This is a genomic window from Mesobacillus boroniphilus, from assembly GCF_018424685.1.
Classification (GTDB): domain Bacteria; phylum Bacillota; class Bacilli; order Bacillales; family Cytobacillaceae; genus Mesobacillus; species Mesobacillus boroniphilus_A.
The window spans coordinates 511,051-530,174 of record NZ_QTKX01000002.1; the positions used below are offsets into that span (position 1 = coordinate 511,051).

14 protein-coding genes are annotated in these 19,124 nt (G+C 44.8%); 12 read left to right on the forward strand and 2 right to left on the reverse strand.

Annotation, left to right across the window (positions count from 1 at the left end; translation table 11 throughout):
* Nucleotides 1-141: 141 nt before the first annotated feature.
* The 4 genes from hpf (at nt 142) to prfB (ending at nt 5,625) form a co-directional block, all read left to right on the forward strand.
* Nucleotides 142-687, forward strand: coding sequence for a ribosome hibernation-promoting factor, HPF/YfiA family (hpf, locus tag DYI25_RS15320; RefSeq protein WP_213370428.1), 546 nt, complete (start codon nt 142-144; stop codon nt 685-687).
* Nucleotides 688-839: 152 nt separating this feature from the next.
* Complete coding sequence (locus DYI25_RS15325) at nt 840-1,682, forward strand: DUF1028 domain-containing protein (RefSeq protein ID WP_213370430.1); 843 nt, start codon at nt 840-842, stop codon at nt 1,680-1,682.
* 217 nt (nt 1,683-1,899) lie between these two features.
* Complete coding sequence (gene secA / locus DYI25_RS15330; protein WP_213370432.1) at nt 1,900-4,413, forward strand: preprotein translocase subunit SecA; 2,514 nt, start codon at nt 1,900-1,902, stop codon at nt 4,411-4,413.
* 101 nt (nt 4,414-4,514) lie between these two features.
* Nucleotides 4,515-5,625 (forward strand): peptide chain release factor 2 gene (gene prfB / locus DYI25_RS15335; protein ID WP_213370434.1). Its coding sequence is split into 2 segments (ribosomal slippage): nt 4,515-4,586 and nt 4,588-5,625, totalling 1,110 coding nucleotides; the frame shifts between segments, so codons are not numbered across the junction.
* A gap of 33 nt (nt 5,626-5,658) precedes the next feature.
* Here prfB and DYI25_RS15340 read toward each other — a convergent pair.
* Both DYI25_RS15340 and DYI25_RS15345 read right to left on the reverse strand, forming a co-directional pair.
* Nucleotides 5,659-6,615 (reverse strand): NERD domain-containing protein, encoded by a 957-nt coding sequence (locus DYI25_RS15340; protein WP_213370437.1) that lies wholly within the window; start codon nt 6,613-6,615, stop codon nt 5,659-5,661.
* Between the two features lie 339 nt (nt 6,616-6,954).
* Complete coding sequence (locus DYI25_RS15345) at nt 6,955-9,534, reverse strand: CoA-disulfide reductase (RefSeq protein ID WP_213370439.1); 2,580 nt, start codon at nt 9,532-9,534, stop codon at nt 6,955-6,957.
* 554 nt (nt 9,535-10,088) lie between these two features.
* On the opposite strand from DYI25_RS15345, the gene DYI25_RS15350 reads away from it, so the two are divergent.
* The 8 genes from DYI25_RS15350 (at nt 10,089) to DYI25_RS15385 (ending at nt 19,124) form a co-directional block, all read left to right on the forward strand.
* A complete protein-coding gene (locus tag DYI25_RS15350) occupies nt 10,089-10,952 on the forward strand; it encodes a YitT family protein (protein WP_213370441.1) in 864 nt (287 codons plus the stop codon).
* Between the two features lie 51 nt (nt 10,953-11,003).
* Nucleotides 11,004-11,318 carry a cytochrome c551 gene (cccB, locus tag DYI25_RS15355; protein WP_213370443.1) on the forward strand — a complete coding sequence of 105 codons (315 nt, stop codon included), beginning with the start codon at nt 11,004-11,006 and terminating at the stop codon, nt 11,316-11,318.
* Nucleotides 11,319-11,753: 435 nt separating this feature from the next.
* Nucleotides 11,754-12,440 (forward strand): cell division ATP-binding protein FtsE, encoded by a 687-nt coding sequence (gene ftsE / locus DYI25_RS15360; RefSeq protein WP_213370445.1) that lies wholly within the window; start codon nt 11,754-11,756, stop codon nt 12,438-12,440.
* Entirely contained in the window at nt 12,430-13,323 is an 894-nt protein-coding gene (gene ftsX, locus DYI25_RS15365; RefSeq protein WP_213370447.1) for a permease-like cell division protein FtsX, read from the forward strand. The genes ftsE and ftsX overlap by 11 nt, the downstream gene beginning before the upstream one ends.
* A 116-nt stretch (nt 13,324-13,439) precedes the next feature.
* On the forward strand, nt 13,440-14,750 hold the full coding sequence (locus DYI25_RS15370) for a murein hydrolase activator EnvC family protein (protein ID WP_213370449.1): 1,311 nt from the start codon (nt 13,440-13,442) through the stop codon (nt 14,748-14,750).
* Between the two features lie 165 nt (nt 14,751-14,915).
* Nucleotides 14,916-15,995 carry an HD-GYP domain-containing protein gene (locus tag DYI25_RS15375; RefSeq protein WP_213370451.1) on the forward strand — a complete coding sequence of 360 codons (1,080 nt, stop codon included), beginning with the start codon at nt 14,916-14,918 and terminating at the stop codon, nt 15,993-15,995.
* A 140-nt stretch (nt 15,996-16,135) separates the two neighbouring features.
* Nucleotides 16,136-17,587 carry a S41 family peptidase gene (locus tag DYI25_RS15380; protein WP_213370453.1) on the forward strand — a complete coding sequence of 484 codons (1,452 nt, stop codon included), beginning with the start codon at nt 16,136-16,138 and terminating at the stop codon, nt 17,585-17,587.
* A 343-nt stretch (nt 17,588-17,930) separates the two neighbouring features.
* The gene (locus tag DYI25_RS15385) at nt 17,931-19,124 is read left to right on the forward strand and encodes a PDZ domain-containing protein (RefSeq protein ID WP_213370455.1); all 1,194 of its coding nucleotides are present in this window, start codon (nt 17,931-17,933) and stop codon (nt 19,122-19,124) included.

Here is a 19,124-nt window from a genome sequence, read left to right on the forward strand (position 1 = left end):
ACAAGTTCCTCCAAAATATCCACTATTCCGACGGTAAAAACAGACATAAAAATGTCAAATCTTCAGACTGTTTTTGCAGGAGTTCTTTGGGGTAAAATAGAATTAGTAATACATAGTCATATCCCAAAGGAGGAGTCCACTATGAACTACAACATTCGTGGAGAAAACATTGAGGTAACGCCAGCAATCAGAGAGTATGTTGAGAAAAAGGTTGCGAAGCTTGACCGGTATTTTACCGAGTCACCCAATGCCAATGTGAACGTTAACCTGAAAGTTTACCAGGATAAAAAATCAAAAGTTGAAATTACAATTCCGATGAAGGACCTAGTGCTTCGCGCAGAGGAGCTTCATGAAGATATGTATGCGGCGATCGATTTGATTACGGACAAATTGGAGCGCCAAATCCGCAAGCACAAAACAAAAGTCAACCGCAAATTCCGTGAAAAGGATAGCCTGAAGGACTTCGCGCCGATCTTCACAGAAGTTGAGCAGGTTGAAGATGAAGAGGATCTGGAAGTTGTCCGTACGAAGAGCTTCGACCTCAAGCCAATGGATAGTGAGGAAGCAATTCTGCAGATGAACATGCTTGGCCATAGTTTCTACGTGTTCACAAACGCTGAAACAAACCAAACAAACGTTGTTTACAAGCGTAACGACGGACGATATGGCTTGATTGAAGCTCAATAAGAATGGTTGCAACGGCTTGGTTGAATCTCGCCGCCAGCCAAAAGAACCTTAAACTCTACCCACAGTCAGAAATTGGCTGTGGGTTTTAATTTGTTCCCCAGAAGGGAATTTTATACCGGGTGCCGAAATAATTTCTACAGGAGGCGATACATATGACATTTTCGATAGTAGGTTATGATCCGCAGGAAAAAGAGTGGGGGATTGCGGTTCAATCCAAATTTCTTGGAGTTGGGGCAGTCGTGCCGTTTGCGAAGGCGGGAGTGGGTGCTGTGGCTACCCAGTCTTATGCGAATACCGCTTATGGCCCGCGGGCACTGGAGTTAATGGCGCAGGGAAAATCTGCTGAGGAAGTTATGGAGCTGATCACGAAGGATGACCCTGACAAGGAAATGCGCCAGGTCGGCTTGATCGACGCCGAAGGAAACGGTGCAACGTTTACAGGTACATATTGCTATGACTGGGCAGGCGGGGTGGCAGGGAAGCATTTCGCGGCACAGGGAAATATTTTAGTAGATGAGAATACTGTAAAGGCGATGGCTGAAACGTTTGAGTCGACGGAAGGGTCGCTCGCTCACCGGTTGCTGCAAGCGCTCAATGCCGGCCAGCAAGCCGGAGGAGACAGCAGGGGCCAGCAGTCTGCAGCACTTCTTGTTGTCAAGGAGAAGGGGGGCTACGGCGGTTATAATGACCGCTATATCGATCTGCGTGTAGATGACCATCCCGAACCAATTACGGAACTCATCCGCATCTACGGACTTCAGCAGCTCTATTTTGCAAAATCAAAGCCTGAGAACGTAGTTGCAATTGAGGGTGAGGTAAAGGAAACCGTCGTCCAGCATCTCAAGCGTCTCGATTACCTGAAGGCAGATCCATCTGACGAAGAGGAGCTCCATAAAGCGCTAACTTCCTACATTCACACCGAAAACTTCGAAGAAAGAGAACAGGAGAAAGGCAAGATTGATTTAGAAGTGTTAGAGTTTATGAAAAACCAATAATTCTTCCGTCCCTCTGTCAACCGGCAGAGGGACTTTTCGCATACCTCGATTGGTTGTCACCCCCTGCCGTAAGTGGTAAGATAGTATTTAGCAATAAATCGAATTTTTCTAAAAGGGATTCGGTGCGTTTACAGCGAATCTTTTTTCTTTGGTGCATTTTTTCACATAACCAATTAATTTAATACAATGAGATTCAATAGATAAAAGGAGCGTCTGTATGGGGATTTTAACGAAAATTTTCGACCAGAATAAACGCGATATCAAAAGATTGACGAAAATGGCGGATCAAATCGATGCGCTTGCAGGTGATATGGAAAAGCTGTCAGACGATCAGCTCAGGGAAAAAACGGAGGAATTCAAATCCCGTTACCAGAACGGCGCGTCTACTGATGACCTGCTGATTGAAGCATTCGCAGTTGTCCGTGAAGGTGCTAAGCGTGTCCTTGGTCTTTATCCTTATAAGGTCCAGCTGATGGGTGGTATTTCCCTTCATGAAGGGAATATCTCTGAAATGAAGACTGGTGAAGGTAAAACCCTTACAGCAACAATGCCGGTTTACCTGAACGCGATCACTGGACGTGGTGTGCACGTTATCACGGTCAACGAATACCTGGCAAGCCGTGACGCTGTTGAGATGGGCAAGCTGTATGAATTCCTTGGCCTGACTGTCGGCCTCAACCTGAACAGCATGACGAAGGAAGAGAAGCAGGAAGCGTATCGTGCCGATATTACTTATGGTACGAACAACGAATTCGGCTTCGACTATCTTCGCGACAACATGGTGCTATACTCAGACCAGAAAGTACAGCGTCCGCTGCACTTCTGTGTCATCGATGAAGTTGACTCCATCTTGATCGATGAAGCGCGTACGCCGTTGATCATTTCGGGGTCTGCACAAAAATCTGCCGCGCTTTACATTCAGGCGAATGCATTCGTTCGCACTTTGAAGCGCGAAGAGGATTACACATATGATGAAAAAACAAAAGGTGTCCAGCTGACTGAGGACGGAATTACAAAGTCCGAGAAGGGTTTTGGCATTGAAAACCTTTTTGACATCAAGCATGTGACATTGCTTCACCACATCAACCTGGCGATGAAGGCCCAGACTAGCATGCATAAGGATGTCGATTACGTCGTCCAGGATGGCGAAATTGTCATCGTTGACCAGTTCACAGGACGTCTGATGAAGGGCCGCCGTTACAGTGAAGGCTTGCACCAGGCAATTGAGGCAAAAGAAGGTCTTGAAATCCAGAATGAAAGCATGACGCTTGCAACGATCACATTCCAGAACTACTTCCGTATGTACGAAAAGCTATCCGGTATGACCGGTACGGCGAAGACTGAGGAAGAGGAATTCCGCAATATTTACAATATGAACGTTGTTGTCATCCCGACGAACCGTCCGATCGCCCGTGACGACCGTGCGGATTTGATTTATGCAACGATGCAAGGGAAGTTCAAGGCAGTCGCTGATGACATTGCCGAACGCAACCAGGCTGGCCAGCCGGTCCTTGTTGGTACTGTTGCGATTGAAACATCTGAAATCATTTCTGCCTTCTTATCGAAAAAAGGCATCAAGCACAATGTCCTGAACGCGAAAAACCATGAGCGTGAAGCTGAAATCATCGCTGAAGCCGGTCATCAAGGTTCGGTTACGATCGCGACAAACATGGCGGGCCGTGGTACGGATATCAAGCTTGGCGAGGGCGTCAAAGAGCTTGGCGGTCTTGCTGTTATTGGTACAGAGCGTCATGAGAGCCGTCGTATCGACAATCAGCTCCGCGGACGTTCCGGACGTCAGGGTGACCCGGGTGTCACGCAGTTCTACCTTTCAATGGAAGATGAGCTGATGCGCCGCTTTGGTTCTGACAATATGAAAACAATGATGGAGCGTCTTGGCATGGATGATACCCAGCCAATCCAGAGTAAGATGGTTTCAAGAGCCGTCGAATCTGCGCAAAAACGTGTTGAAGGCAACAACTTCGATGCTCGTAAGCAATTGCTTCAGTACGATGATGTTCTTCGCCAGCAGCGCGAAATTATCTACAAGCAGCGTGACGAGGTTCTTGAATCTGAAAATCTCCGCGATATCGTTGAAAGAATGATCAGGTCTGCGTTGGAGCGCAATGTCTCTGCCCATACGCCAGCAGGCGAGGATATGGAAAAATGGGATCTGAACAGCATCATTGACTACGTGAACGGCAACCTGCTTCACGAAGGCGACATCACTGTCGAAGACCTTCGCGGCAAAGAACAGGACGAAATCATTGAAGCCATCATGGCGAAGGTGAAAGAGCGCTATGATGAAAAAGAAGAGCTGTTGACTGACGAGCAAATGCGTGAATTCGAGAAAGTTATCGTGCTTCGTTCGGTTGACTCAAAGTGGATGGACCACATCGACCAGATGGACCAGCTGCGCCAGGGTATCCACCTGCGTGCTTATGGCCAGATCGATCCACTGCGCGAATACCAGCACGAAGGCTTCGCGATGTTCGAAAACATGGTACTATCCATCGAAGACGATGTTGCGAAATATATCATGAAAGCTGAGATCCGCAGCAACCTTGAGCGCCAGGAAGTAGCGAAAGGCCACGCGGTGAATCCAAAAGAAGGCGAAGGCGGCAAAGTGAAGAAAAAGCCTGTCGTCAAAACGATGGATGTCGGCCGTAATGACCCGTGCATCTGCGGCAGCGGCAAGAAATACAAGAACTGCTGCGGCAAAGCTGAATAAACTGATACAAGAGGCCGGCGGGCAATCCGCTGGTTTCTTTTTGTAGACCAGATGTGAAATCCATTTATTAAGAAGCTATAATATACTATGAGGTGAATGATATGGAATTAGCAGATATCAGAAATGAGCTTGAAAAAACAGCTAAGAAATTAGCGGACTTCAGGGGGTCTCTTTGACCTCGAAAATAAAGAAGCGCGAATCGCTGAGCTAGAGGACGGTATGCTTGCGCCAGACTTTTGGGATGACCAGCAGAAGGCACAGGTTGTCATTAACGAAGCGAATGCGCTTAAGGAACAGGTTAATGTATTTAACGAATTGAGTGAGACTTACGAGAATCTTGATCTTACTTATGAGCTGGTAAAAGAGGAGAACGATGCGGATCTTCGTGAAGAGCTGGAGAAGGAGCTCGTGGAATTCAAGGAGAGCTTAAGTGAGTTTGAACTTCAGCTTCTTTTAAGCGAGGAATACGATAAAAATAACGCGATTCTTGAACTTCATCCAGGCGCTGGCGGAACGGAATCACAGGACTGGGGCTCCATGCTGTTGCGGATGTACACACGCTGGGCCGAAAAACGCGGCTTCAAGGTCGAGACGCTTGATTACCTGCCAGGAGACGAGGCGGGAATCAAGAGTGTAACTTTGAAGATTAACGGACACAATGCATATGGTTATTTGAAAGCGGAAAAAGGCGTACACCGCCTGGTTCGAATTTCGCCGTTCGACTCTTCAGGACGCCGCCATACTTCATTTGTTTCCTGCGAAGTTATGCCGGAATTCAACAACGAAATCGAGATTGAAATCCGGACGGAAGATTTGAAAATCGATACGTACCGTGCAAGCGGTGCCGGCGGTCAGCATATCAACACGACTGATTCAGCCGTCCGTATTACCCACTTGCCAACTGGCGTCGTTGTATCATCCCAGGCAGAACGTTCACAGATCAAGAACCGTGAAACGTCGATGAAGATGCTGAAAGCTAAGCTTTACCAGCGTGAAATCGAGCAGCAGCAAGCCGAACTGGACGAAATCCGCGGCGAGCAAAAAGAGATCGGCTGGGGCAGCCAGATTCGCTCCTATGTGTTCCACCCATATTCTATGGTCAAAGACCACCGCACCAGCGCGGAATCCGGCAACGTGCAGGCAGTCATGGACGGGGATATTGATATGTTTATTGATGCTTATTTGAGATCGAAGTTGAGTTTGGGTGAGTAATATGAGGTCCCCCGCCGGGTTGGCGGGGGATTTTTATTTAGGTTGATATCTTCTGCCTTTTGTTGAACCTGTTGCGAGGAGATTTGATTTTGCCAGCAGCTTGGATGCTAATTTCTGTGATGGTAAATGAACGAACGCGCGAAACTGGCGGTTATTGATGGATGAATTAAATAATAGAAAATAATCTTCAAGTGCTTGTAAATGGGCATCTTTTGCAGTAGCTCCGCAGTGATTACAGTTCCAAGTGCCACTGTATCGCTCCATCGCATAACGATTGCAAGACGGGCATTGGACTCCAGTAAGGTATTCAGATGGAAGAATTTGGAGTTTTGGCAAGTGGGATTCAGGAGGCTGGTCACTCTTTAGTAAGAGCTTACTTAGTCTCTTATGTTCTTTCACGGTAAGTTCTTCATTTTTATATTTTGAAAGAAACTCTTCTATTTTAAAAATTAGTCTGCTAGGAGGACAGACGCGGTGGTATATTTCTGGATCATTGTAGGGATTACGCAAGGCAGTTGAAGGATTACTGCTAAAGACTAGATATTCAATAGGGATCATAGGGTAATGGTGGAGATTCAGCCATTTTAGCAGGAGTATCCGGTGTCTTTTTGCCTGGAGAAGTGGGTCATCAAACGTGTCTGTTTTATCATTTAGGCTGCGGTCCATTTGATTAAAGTGGGAATTGAAAGTGAGGGTGCCCGCCATGTTTTTGGATTCAATAATACTGGCGAATGAAGGGGAGAGGAGCAGGGAGTCCATTTGGAAATGAGTTTCACCTGTTTTTAAGCGTAAACCCTGGAATATATGAAAATCATCTTCATGGAGCAGGTTTGTGTAATAGTCTAAATTTACCTCTCCTTTGTGGCCAGCTCCGAATCGCATTGAATCCTGCATGACGCCTGCCCGTTTGGGATGTGTTTCAGGTAATCTTCTTAAGACAGCATCATTAATTTTAAGTCTTAACGGTACTTTTCTTCTTTTAACGATCAAAAGTGGTTACCTCCTTGTGTTTGACTACACACTCTTCGATAAGACACACTAAAATTCCTGCTAAAATCAAGGGTTAGGAGTGAAAATTGGTAGTGATGATAAAATAATTAATAAAATTATAGTTAATCTCTACGATATCTCAACTATTCTCTACAAAAATAGTATATTCTCTACGAAATGACCCACATTCTCTACGAATTCCGCCATATTCTCTACGTTTACCATTTAACTAGGAAAAACCAAAGTGCCAATTACCTTTTTACAACAACCCCACCCAGCCAGATGCTAGCTGTTCACAAAAAAGCGGCCCTCCGCAAAAGGCCGCTCTCCAATTCTATATTAGATAAACAAATTCAATCCAGAATCCTCCGCGTCGCCGAGGTAGGCTGCAACGCCGCCGATTTCGACTCCGCCGATGAGTTCTTCTTTTGCAATCCCCATTAGGTCCATGCTCATTCCGCAGGCTACAAGCTTCACGCCTGCATCCATGGCGTTTTTCATCAAGGTTTCTAGATTGTCGACATTATGGTTTGCCATGACAGTCTTGATCATCTTGGCTCCCATGCCGCCCATATTCATCTTGGACAACGGCAGGTCATTTGCGCCATTTGGCATCATCATGCTGAATATTTTTGCCATCATGTCCTTCTCTGTAGCCGGTGCGTCGTTGCGCTTCAGGATGTTCAGTCCCCAGAAGGTGAAGAACAAGGTTACCTCTTTGCCCATTGCCGCGGCACCGGATGCGATGATGAAGGTTGCGATTGCCTTATCAAGGTCGCCGCTGAACACGACCATCGTTGCACCATTCTTAGCCGGAGCAGCTGTAGGAACGCCAGTCGGAACCCCAGCAGGAGCTGCCATGATATTAACAGGCACAACTACGTTGCCTTTCATGATCTGGGCCTTGAACTTCTTATCTTCAAACTTGTTGCTGACAAGCTTGTTGCCTGTTTTTTCGCACCAAGCCTTGATGTCCTTCGCGAAGCCTGGGTCTGTTGCGTGCACTTCCATCACCTCGCCGTCCTGCATGTCGCCAATTGTCTTATACACCTTCATGATTGGACCAGGGCAAGACAGGCCGCAAGCATCAAGAGTAGTTTTCACAATCGGCGGGGCAGCTTCCACGGCAGGAGCAGCTGCCTGAGTAACAGGAGCAGCCTCAACAGCTAATCCTACACTAGCCTGAGCCGCACCAGCAGCAATTTCCTCCATCGCATGTTTATGCTGTGCAACGCCGTTATCGCTGATTGGTGTGCCGCAGTTTTCACTGGCATCTGGCTCATACACGCAAGAGTAAGTTTTATAACCGCCATCCAGATTGCGTACCTTGAATCCAGCCTGCATCAGGATACGTGTAGCTAGATATCCGCGAAGACCCACCTGGCAGTAAACGTAAACTTCTTTCGTCGGGATTTCACCTAGTCGTTCGCGAAGTTCCCCAAGCGGGATGTTTACAGAGCCTTCTATCATGCCCATATCGCGCTCGATCGGCTCGCGGACGTCGATCAGGTAACCACCATCAGCTAGAATGTCATTAATCTCATGCCATTGAACAGTTTCCACAAGTCCCTCGGCAATATTCTTAGCAGCATAGCCAGCCATATTGACTGGGTCTTTTGCGGAAGAGTATGGCGGTGCGTAAGCCAGTTCTAGGTCTGGCAGGTCAAAAATTGTCATGCCGCCTTTGATGGCAGTTGCCAGAACGTCGATACGCTTGTCCGCGCCATCATAAGATACAGCCTGTGCACCGAAGATTTTTCCTGTTTCTCGGTCAAAGATCAATTTTAGCGCGATCGGGAATGCGCCAGGATAGTATCCAGCGTGAGAGCTTGGGTGAACGTGCACGACATCGTAAGAGATGCCAAGACGTTTTAAAGTCTTCTCGTTATTACCTGTTGCCGCAACCGTCATGTCAAATACCTTCGCAATGGATGTGCCAAGTGTGCCCTGGTATTTTGAATCAATGTCGTTGATATGGTCAGCAACGATGCGTCCCTGGCGGTTGGCCGGCCATGCAAGCGGGATGTGAGTCGCCTGTCCGTTGATATAGTCTTTCACTTCAATCGCATCGCCAATTGCGTAAATGCTATCATCAGTAGTCTGCAGGCGCTCGTTGACACGGATTGCTCCACGCAAGCCTAGTTCAAGGCCAGTATCTTTCGCCAGCTTGTTTTCAGGTGCCACACCAATCGCAAGGATCACTAAATCAGTGTCAATTTGCTTTCCGCTGTTCAGGTTGATCAGCTTGCCGTTCTTCTCAAAAGTTTTAACGCCATCTTCAAGAACAAGGTTTACACCTTTTTCACGAAGATGCTGATGTAAAATAGAAGCCATTTCAAAGTCGATTGGCGCCATGATCTGGTCAGCCATTTCAACGAGTGTTACTTCAACACCGCGTTCCCAAAGGTTTTCCGCCATTTCAACACCAATAAATCCACCGCCGATGACGGTTGCCTTCTTCGGTTGTTGTTCATCAACATATGCCTTGATTTTATCAGTGTCAGGAATGTTACGAAGCGTGAACAATGCTTCAGCTTCATTAATGCCTGGGATAGGAGGCTTGATTGGGCTAGCTCCAGGTGATAAAACTAATACATCATAGTTTTCTTCATATGTTTCACCAGTTTTAAGGTTCTTGATCTCAACTACTTTACGCTCGCGGTCGATGCGCGTCACTTCACTCAGGTTGCGGATGTCCATATTGAATTTTCTGGACATGCCTTCAACAGTCTGCACAAGCAATGCGTCGCGCTCTTGGATCGCACCGCCAATATAATAAGGAAGTCCGCAATTCGCAAAAGAGATATATTCACCACGTTCGATCATCACGATTTCTGTTTTTTCATCTAATCTTCTTAAACGGGCAGCTGTTGTAGCTCCGCCAGCAACTCCACCTACGATCACAACTTTTTTAGACATATTCATTACCCTCTTTCTGAACAATTTTATATAGTTTCGTTTTGTTTTTGGTTAATTGCTCATTCGCTTTTCCGTTATAAACCGTAATCTACAGTCTGGCCAGATGCTGAGCACGGCTATTGTGTAATGGTGAGCAAACAAGGTTTAAAAAATGTATTTTTCTTTTCTACAGGAAAGACTAATCAATGTGATCGCCTCCTTATACGTGAAATATATCACAAAGTACTACTAGGGGTAAGGGTATATGATTAATCGTCAAATAATGTTCATAAATTCACAAACTTAACTTGTCAGTTTGAAATTTAGCCTTGCAAAAATAACAATACTAATTGTTTAGATATAATAATCACCTAAGAGGCCATACTCAAGCTAAATGCAATTATCTATCTTAAAATAAAAATTCAATAGTGTTTCTTTAATAAACGTTTCGTATAAAGCACTGAAAACAAAAGACCAAACTTTTGCCCTTTAACACGGCGCACTATTAGCGTTTACAGGAAATTCGACACGTGCTATACTCACTGACGGCATTAAAGGAAAAAGGGGATAGGACTTTGAAGAAAAGGCGTAATCATACATTAAATCCAACTTTAGAAAAGCTTTTTGAATATTTTTATGTACTGGTAGGATCAGCGATTGTTGCAATCTCTTTCAATGTGTTCTTGCTGCCGAATCGGGTAGCTTCCGGAGGGGTCAGCGGGATCAGTACGATTTTGGATGCGACGCTTGGCTGGGAGCCGGCCTACGTTCAGTGGGCCTTTAATATACCGTTGTTTATTGCCGGGGTTGTTTTACTAGGGCGCCAATATGGGTATAAAACTCTTGCAGGTACCATTTTCCTTCCATTTGTAGTGTTTCTGACAAATGATGTGAAGCCGTGGACTCTAGATCCTTTGCTTGGATCTTTGTTCGGCGGTATCGGTGTCGGTCTGGGCCTTGGCATTGTATTTAGAGGAAATGCGTCAACTGGCGGTACAGATTTGGCGGCGCAAATCATCCACAAGTTCACAGGGCTCTCGCTTGGTACCTGTGTGGCGATGATCGACGGATTGATTGTATTATCAGCTGCAATTGTATTCGATATCGAACGCGGTCTATATGCTTTAATTGGGCTGTATGTTACTAGTAAAACGATTGATCTTGTGCAGGTCGGAATTGGGCGCTCGAAGATGGCGATGGTCATTACAAACCGCCAGGATGAAGTTCGTGAAGCGATTTTGAATAAAATTGATCGTGGAGTGACAAAACTATCAGCATACGGCGGCTATACGGACCAAGAACGGCCAATTATCATGTGTGTTGTGGACCAGACGGAGTTCACAAAATTGAAACAATTGGTCCAATCCATTGATCCATCTGCATTTGTCATTGTAATGGATGCTTCTGAGGTTTTGGGTGAGGGTTTTAAAAGGGCTTGATATTGGTATAAAATAGTCGTGTATGCAAAATTTTCTTAGGGGGAGTTAAGTTTGAAGAAGAAATTATTAGCTCTATTAATGGGAACCTCCTTGGCACTGGCAGCTTGCGGTGGCGGCGATGAAGCTGGCGGAGGCGGAGACACGGCTGGTGCAGATCCAGAAAAGCTCTATAATCAAAAATGCTCTAGCTGCCATGGCGGTGATCTAGAAGGCGGCGTAGGACCGAAACTAAGCGATGTAGGTTCACGTTTATCTCAAGAGGACATTGAAAGTGTAATCGCAAACGGCCAGGGCTCAATGCCTCCAAAACTGCTTGAAGGCGAAAATGCGTCGGCAGTTGCTGAATGGCTGGCAAACAAAAAATAAGAGTTATAAGGGAAACGTCCTGAAATCGTCAGGGCGTTTTTTTGTGCTGTTTTTTCCAATACATATATGGTGGAAATGCTGTCTTTATGCATTTTCGTAAAATCGCCAAATTATTTAGCAATTCAGCAAGCTTCACAATTTGTACATACAAGTTATGACAAAACCTTGTTACACTATAGTAATAAAACTGAAAATTCTAATTAATAAGAAAGACGACGATGACAGGATTTTACTAGGTAAATAGCTAAGTTCAACATTCATTATATTAGTTAGAATAACCTTCAAAGGAATTTAATGGGACTTTAATTGAGATTTGAAAAGAAACTGTAATATTTAAAAGGGTTTTTTTGATAGAGGGAGATGCTATAATAGGTTTGTTACAAATTGTCGAAGTTTAGCCGCGTGACAAGACTAACTATCTAAGGTGATACAAAAATGATAGATATGCAGGATGTTTATAAAACATATTCCAACGGTATCACAGCCGCTAACGGGATTAATGTTCATATAGATGCAGGTGAATTTTTATACGTAGTGGGACCCAGCGGTGCTGGAAAATCTACTTTTATAAAAATGATGTACCGTGAAGTTAAGCCTTCTAAAGGTTCCATCATTATAAATGGTGTCAATCTAGCAAAGCTAAAGGACAGCAAAGTACCATTGCTTCGCCGTAATATTGGCGTCGTGTTCCAGGACTTCAAATTGCTGAATACTCTTTCAGTCTATGAAAATGTCGCTTTTGCGATGGAAGTTATCGAGGAATCGCCCCAATATATTAAAAAGCGCGTCTTGGAAACTTTGGAACTTGTTGGCCTGAAGCATAAAGCTAGAGCACTTCCTACTGAGCTTTCAGGCGGGGAGCAGCAGCGTGTTGCCATCGCTCGCTCAATTGTGAACGCACCAAAAGTGGTGATTGCTGACGAACCTACAGGAAACCTTGACCCTGATACGTCATGGGAAATCATGAACATCTTCGAAGAAATTAACTTAAGGGGAACCACGATCGTCATGGCCACCCACAACAAAGAAATCGTCAACACAATCAAGCATCGCGTCATCGCGATCGAGAACGGCAGGATTGCCCGTGACGAAGTGAAAGGTGATTACGGATATGAAAGCTAGAACATTTCGCCGCCATGTCCGAGAAAGTTTTAAGAGTCTGGGGCGGAACGGCTGGATGACGTTTGCATCCGTAAGCGCCGTTACGGTTACCTTGCTTTTGGTCGGTGTCTTTTTCGTCATTATGATGAATTTAAATAAAGTCGCAACCACAATCGAGGAAGATGTTGAAATCCGAGTCCATGTGGATGTAGCAGCGAACGACAAAGATAAAGAGGTATTGGAACGGCGAATCAACCAGATTTCTGGTATCAAGAATGTAACCTATTCTTCCAAGGAACAAGAACTTGCGAGCCTTATCGAAAGTCTTGGAGATGAAGGGGAAGCCTTCCAGCTGTTTGAACAGGACAATCCTTTGAACGATGTGTTCGTCGTAAAGACGAAAAACCCTACTGACACAATGAAAGTTGCCAAGCAGATCGAGAAACTCGACTACGTCGCTACTGTAAAGTATGGGCAAGGCAAGGTGGAAAAATTATTCAGTTTTATAAAAGTAAGCCGCAATGTCGGGCTGATCTTGATTGTAGGACTTCTTTTTACAGCAATGTTTTTAATCTCTAACACTATAAAAATTACGATAATGGCACGTAAGCGAGAGATTGAGATTATGAGACTCGTTGGTGCTACAAATGGTTTTATCAGATGGCCATTTTTCCTTGAAGGTCTCTGGTTGGGGATTCTTGGGGCAGTTGTGCCGATTGCGGTTGTCTCCGCAGCCTATTATTACGCTTATGACTTCATAAACGATAAACTGAAAGATCATTTTATAAAATTGCTTGAATTCAATCCGTTTGTTTACCAGTTATCAGCCATCCTGATTATCATGGGAGCGGCAATAGGAATCTGGGGTAGTCTCATGTCCGTCCGCAAGTTCTTGAAGGTGTAAGGGACTGAATTTTCGGGCCTTACCGGAAATTCCCCCTAAACACTACATAGCCAATAGACGATAGATAGAAAGACAAAGTTACGAAACTATCATGAGTAAGAGAGGGGAAAGATCTAGTGAAAAAGCAGATACTCTCACTAGCAGTAGTCAGTACTTTAAGCCTGGGTTCATTGTTAAGCCCATTAACTTTAGATCAAGTAACAGCAGCCAGCATTTCGGAAATGCAGAAGCAGAAAAATGAATTGAAAAACGAACGTTCAGGCATCAATGCTGAAATAAATGAGAAAAAGTCTAAAATCGGCGAGCTGCAAAACGAGCAGAAGAGATTAAATGACCAAATCAAGCAGCTTGATTTTGCCGTAAGTGATGCTGAACAGAAAATCGAAGCAAAAAATAAGGAAATTGCGCAGACAACTGAAGAAATTGAAATATTAAAAGTGGAAATCGCAGAATTAATCGAGCGTATTGAAAAGCGCAATGAAATGCTTAAAGATAAGGCGCGTTCTTTCCAGGAAAACGGTGGAACGGTAAACTATATTGATGTATTGCTCGGAGCAAATAGTTTCAGCGACTTCGTTGACCGAGTCAGTGCGGTTACAACAATTGTAAATGCAGATAAGGATATCCTTGCACAGCACAAACAGGATAAACAAGACCTTGAAACGAAGCAACAGCAAGTGGAAGCCAAACTTAATAGCTTACAAGACATGAAGAAGGATCTTGAAGCATTAAAAGTAAGACTCAACAGCCAGATCAAAGAAAAGAATGAACTTATGAGCACTCTTAAGCATGAAGAAGAGCAAATGCATGCGGAAGCAATGGAAATGGAAGAAGAAGCACAGCTTCTAAAAGAACAGGAAGCTGCAATGGCACAGGTAATTGAATTGGAGCGAAAACGCCAAGCCGAGAGAGCAAGACAGGCTGAACTTGAAAGACAAAGGAAAGCAGCAGCAGCGGCAGCAGCAGCTAAGAATAACAGTGGCAGCGGAAGCTCGACTCCAGAACCAGTTTCAGCTGAACCACCAGCATCAAGCGGCATGCTTCAAATGCCAGCAAATGGTCGTATAACGTCTGGAATCGGACAGCGTTGGGGAACTTTCCATGCTGGTATCGACATCGCTAACAGAGCAGCTAATGTTCCGATTGTCGCAGCAGCAGATGGTGTGGTAATCCGTTCTTATTATTCATCAAGCTACGGGAATGCGATTTTCATTGCCCATTCAATCAATGGGCAAACTTATACAACTGTGTATGCACATATGAGTAATCGTAAGGTGAGCAGTGGACAAGTAGTATCCAGAGGTCAGCGTATCGGAACAATGGGTAACACAGGCCAATCTTACGGCCAGCACTTGCATTTCGAATTGCACAAAGGCTCTTGGAATGCATCTAAGTCAAATGCGATCAATCCAATGCCTCACTTTTAAATACACTTCCAGGAAGAGACTCATGTCTCTTCCTTTTTTCCTTTCCCGAATATAAATCTGGGAAACTTGTAAATAATGTAAATTGAATAGTTTGTTGACAACCCTATAAGAGAAGCTGATAATTTTAATAGGTATATTTCCCTAAAAGGATCTGGGGTGGACATATTGAGACTGGTTTCCATACATAACTGCGAGGAAGGGTTTATCCTTGCGAAGTCAATATTTGACCAAAGCAACCGTATTTTATTAAGTGCGGGCAGTGTCATGACAGACAGCTTTATTCAGAGGCTAAAAGATAAGAATGTACACCACATCTATGTTAAATCCGAGATTACGGAAGATGTTGAAGTGAATGATGATTTAAACCCTAAATTAAGATTTGAAGCGGTTCAAAAGTTAAGCGAAGTCTTTAATACTCTCCAAGAGGGCATAACAGGAAAGAATGCCGCTTTAGGACGGGTAAAATCGATTCGAAGCATGTCAGATGTTTTCAGCCAAATCATGAACGAGATGAACTCATCCAAGCATCTGCTGAATTTATTAAGCCATATGCAATCCTCTGTCGATACCATGTTTGATCATTCTATTAATACGGGTCTTTATTCTTTGACAATGGGAAGGCATCTTGGTCTAAAAGAAAAGGAATTGCAAATTTTAGGTCTTGGGGCACTATTCCATGATATAGGAAAGCTTCAATTGGAGGCTGTAACAAAATCGAATCGTAAAGAGTGGGAAAGACACCCCGAACTGGCATTCCAGGCTCTCAGAAAAGAATCAAGCCTGCACCTGCTGGTGGCACATTGCGCATACCAGCATCACGAACATGTGGATGGGTCAGGGTTTCCGAGAGGTTTAAAGGGGCAGGATATTCACTTATACGCAAAGATCATAGCGGTTGCAGAAGCCTTCGACTACTTAATTAACAGCAAGAGTTTGCTGCCTCACGAGGCCATGGAGGTCATTGTTGCACGAACCTTTACACGTTACGATCATCAGGTAGTAGAAGCGTTTAAAAGTGCAATTGCCATTTACCCTATTGGTGTAACAGTTATCCTGAATACCGGAGAAAGTGGCGTGGTGATTGCTTACAATAACAAATATCCACAGCGGCCAGTAGTGAGGGTATTTAAAGATCGGTATGGCAGAAAGATAAATGAATTTTACAATATTGATCTTATGGCTTCATTAAATACAATGATTGTTAAATGTGATGCCGTAATTGAAAGAGAACCTGTTAAGAGCTAGCTGCAGCTTTTAGCAGGTTTTTGCTTTTCCCTCTTAAAATTAATCCTTCATACCCTGTCCTAGTTCATCATATAATTGGAATCAAAGAAAATTTTACGGCGGAGGAGCAGTTGAAGCGGTAAACAGGGAGGAGTTTGGCAATGGAACGTAAGTGGATTGCCATTTTGATGGCGGGCTCGCTGCTGACAGGTGCGGGGAGTACATACGCCGGAATGCAATGGTACGAGAGCAAGGCGGGGGTTCTGGAACGCCAGATTGTTCCTTTCAAAGATAATGTGAGGGCAGAATCTGGCGAGCCGGGCAGCCTTGAAAAAGTCGAGCAGGCATACAGTTTGATTTTTAACAGTTACGTTGAAAAGGTAGAGGAAGAAAAGCTGGTTGAAGGAGCGATCCAGGGAATGCTATCCACCCTGGAAGATCCGTATTCGGTCTATATGGACAAAGAAACCGCGAAACAATTCAATGAAACGCTCGAGTCGTCCTTTGAAGGAATTGGTGCCGAGGTCAGTACGGTCGATGGAAAAATCGTGATTGTTTCACCTTTTAAAAATTCCCCGGCAGAAAAAGCAGGCTTGAAGCCGAATGACCAGATTTTAAAGGTCGATGGTGAAAGTATCGAAGGATTGGGTTTGTATGAGGCGACATTGAAAATCCGCGGCAAAAAAGGAACGCCTGTTGTACTGGAAATTGAGCGTAAAGGTTTGAATGACACGCTGAAGGTAAAAGTGATTCGTGACGAGATCCCGCAGATTACCGTCCATGCTGATATGAAAAAGGTGAACGGTGAAAAGATTGGTTACATGGAGATCACCTCGTTTTCAGAAGATACATCCAAAGAGTTCAACAAGGAGCTTAAAGCTTTTGAAAAAGCAGGAATGGATGCGCTGCTGATTGATGTCCGCGGAAATCCCGGGGGACTGCTTTCAAGTGTGGAAGAGATTTTACGAGAATTGATTTCGAAGGAGAAGCCGCTTTATCAAATTGAAGAGCGCAGCGGCGATAAGACTCGTTATTTTTCCAATCTGGAAAATGCGAAAAAGTATCCGATCGCTGTGTTGACAGACGACGGCAGTGCCTCAGCCTCGGAAATTTTGGCAGGTGCAATGAAGGAAGCAGGCGGCTATCCGATCATTGGCGAGAAGACCTTCGGCAAGGGGACCGTCCAGCAGGCTGTGCCGATGGGGGATGGCAGCAATATCAAGCTGACGCTGTTCAAATGGCTGACACCGGACGGCAACTGGATCCATAAAAAGGGCATCGAGCCAACCGTCGAAGTCAATCAGCCAGCTCTATATGATACCCATCCAATCCAGGCGGAAAAGCCGCTCAAGCTTGATATGAATAATGAGCAGGTCAAAAACGCCCAGGAAATCCTCGGTGGTCTCGGTTTTGAGCCGGGACGTACGGATGGCTACTTCAGCAGCATGACTGAAATTGCCGTCAAAGCATTCCAGCGGAAAAGCGATATGAACGTTACTGGTGTGATAGATGCAAAAACAGCTACCGCTCTCGAGGATGCGGCAAGAGAAGCAATGAAACAAGAAGAAAATGACCTTCAGCTGCAGACCGCATTGAGGCTGCTGGCGAAATAAGTTGATTGACGCTGTACCTTGAAGCGAGGTGCAGCGTTTTTTATTAAGTGCTTAACCAGTATTATGGAAAATGTAGAGATTATCTATTATTTCGTAGAGAATAAAGCATTTTTCGTAGAGAATAAGTAGATGTTTGTAGAGAATCTACTTGAAATCGTAGAGAATAACCTGTATTTCATAGAGAACCGTTCTATTATTAATCTATCTTGGTGACATAACAGCTTTCTTTTTTACCACAAGAAAAAAATCCCATCAAGATTCCACAACTATTGATAGGTTTTACCCAACAGATTTGGTAGAATAAGCTTAATATCATTTAATCTTAAAGGCTGGTGACATAGGGGTGGCACAAGATTGGTTCATTGAACTTTTGAAAGGGATGGGCAGGCTTCTGCTTCACCCTGTGTTCTATTATTCTATATTTTTGGCTGCGGTCCTTGGTGTTTCACGCGTGAAGAGGGAGCGGAAAAACTTTACGGTGAGGGCGAAGGATGCTTATTTTGAGCTCAGGCAGCTGTTCCCGCTGGGATTGCTGGTCGGGCTGATTGTCTCAATCATGATCACTGCGGCGGGCATTGCGATTCCATTCGCGGCAATTGTTTTAGTTGCTGCAGCAACACTGCTATTGAGTTTGACAACAAGAGTCAGGCTGCTCGCGCCAGCATATACGGTCGGCGCCGCGTTTTTCGCGTTGATCTTCCTTTCAGGAAAAGAAATCGAACTTCCATTAGCAGGCGACTTATTTTCAAGCCTTGATGAAAAAATCTATCCATCCATTGCGATTTTGTTAGCATTATTAACTATTGGCGAAGGCTTCCTTATTTTAAAAAATGGAAAAAAAGGAACTTCCCCTAAATTGATCAAGAGCAAGCGCGGACAGACGGTCGGTGTCCACGAGGTAAAGCGCCTCTGGGTTGTGCCGGTATTCATGCTTATTCCGGGCAGTGTGCTTACACTCCCATTTGAGTGGTGGCCTGTGTTCACGCTTGGTGACAATACATATTCGCTGATTCTTGTTCCATTTGCGATCGGTTTGCATCAGCAAATCCAGGGGTTGCTCCCAAAAGAAGCTATCCAACAGCTAGGAAGCCGTGTGATTGGCCTTGGAATCCTAATCTCACTCGTTGCTGTTGCAGGACACTGGTACCCAATCGCTTCAATCATTGCTGTCGTGATTGCAATTATTGGACGCGAAGCCTTGACGCTGGCACAGCGAATAAAGGAAGAGAATATGCCGTTCTATTTTTCAAAAAAGAACCAGGGCGTGATGATTCTCGGTATCCTGCCCGAATCCCCGGCCGATAAAATGGCTCTTGGTGTAGGCGAGCTTATCACAAAGGTCAACGGCACGAATATTCATGATGAACAAACATTCTACGAGGCTCTGTCACGAAACAGGGCGCATTGCAAGCTTGAAGTCCTTGATACAAACGGGCAAATCCGCTTTGTGCAAAGGGCATTGTATGAAGGCGATCATCACGAATTGGGCATCCTTTTTGTTCTGGATGAAAAGAAGTGGGATAGTGCTGTTGTATAA

Coding starts and splice junctions, on each gene's coding strand:
- ftsX (WP_213370447.1), top strand. CDS start 12,430: ATGAAAGCTAGAACATTTCGCCGCCATGTCCGAGAAAGTTTTAAGAGT.
- secA (WP_213370432.1), top strand. CDS start 1,900: ATGGGGATTTTAACGAAAATTTTCGACCAGAATAAACGCGATATCAAA.
- DYI25_RS15345 (WP_213370439.1), bottom strand. CDS start 9,534: ATGTCTAAAAAAGTTGTGATCGTAGGTGGAGTTGCTGGCGGAGCTACA.
- hpf (WP_213370428.1), top strand. CDS start 142: ATGAACTACAACATTCGTGGAGAAAACATTGAGGTAACGCCAGCAATC.
- DYI25_RS15325 (WP_213370430.1), top strand. CDS start 840: ATGACATTTTCGATAGTAGGTTATGATCCGCAGGAAAAAGAGTGGGGG.
- DYI25_RS15380 (WP_213370453.1), top strand. CDS start 16,136: ATGGAACGTAAGTGGATTGCCATTTTGATGGCGGGCTCGCTGCTGACA.
- ftsE (WP_213370445.1), top strand. CDS start 11,754: ATGATAGATATGCAGGATGTTTATAAAACATATTCCAACGGTATCACA.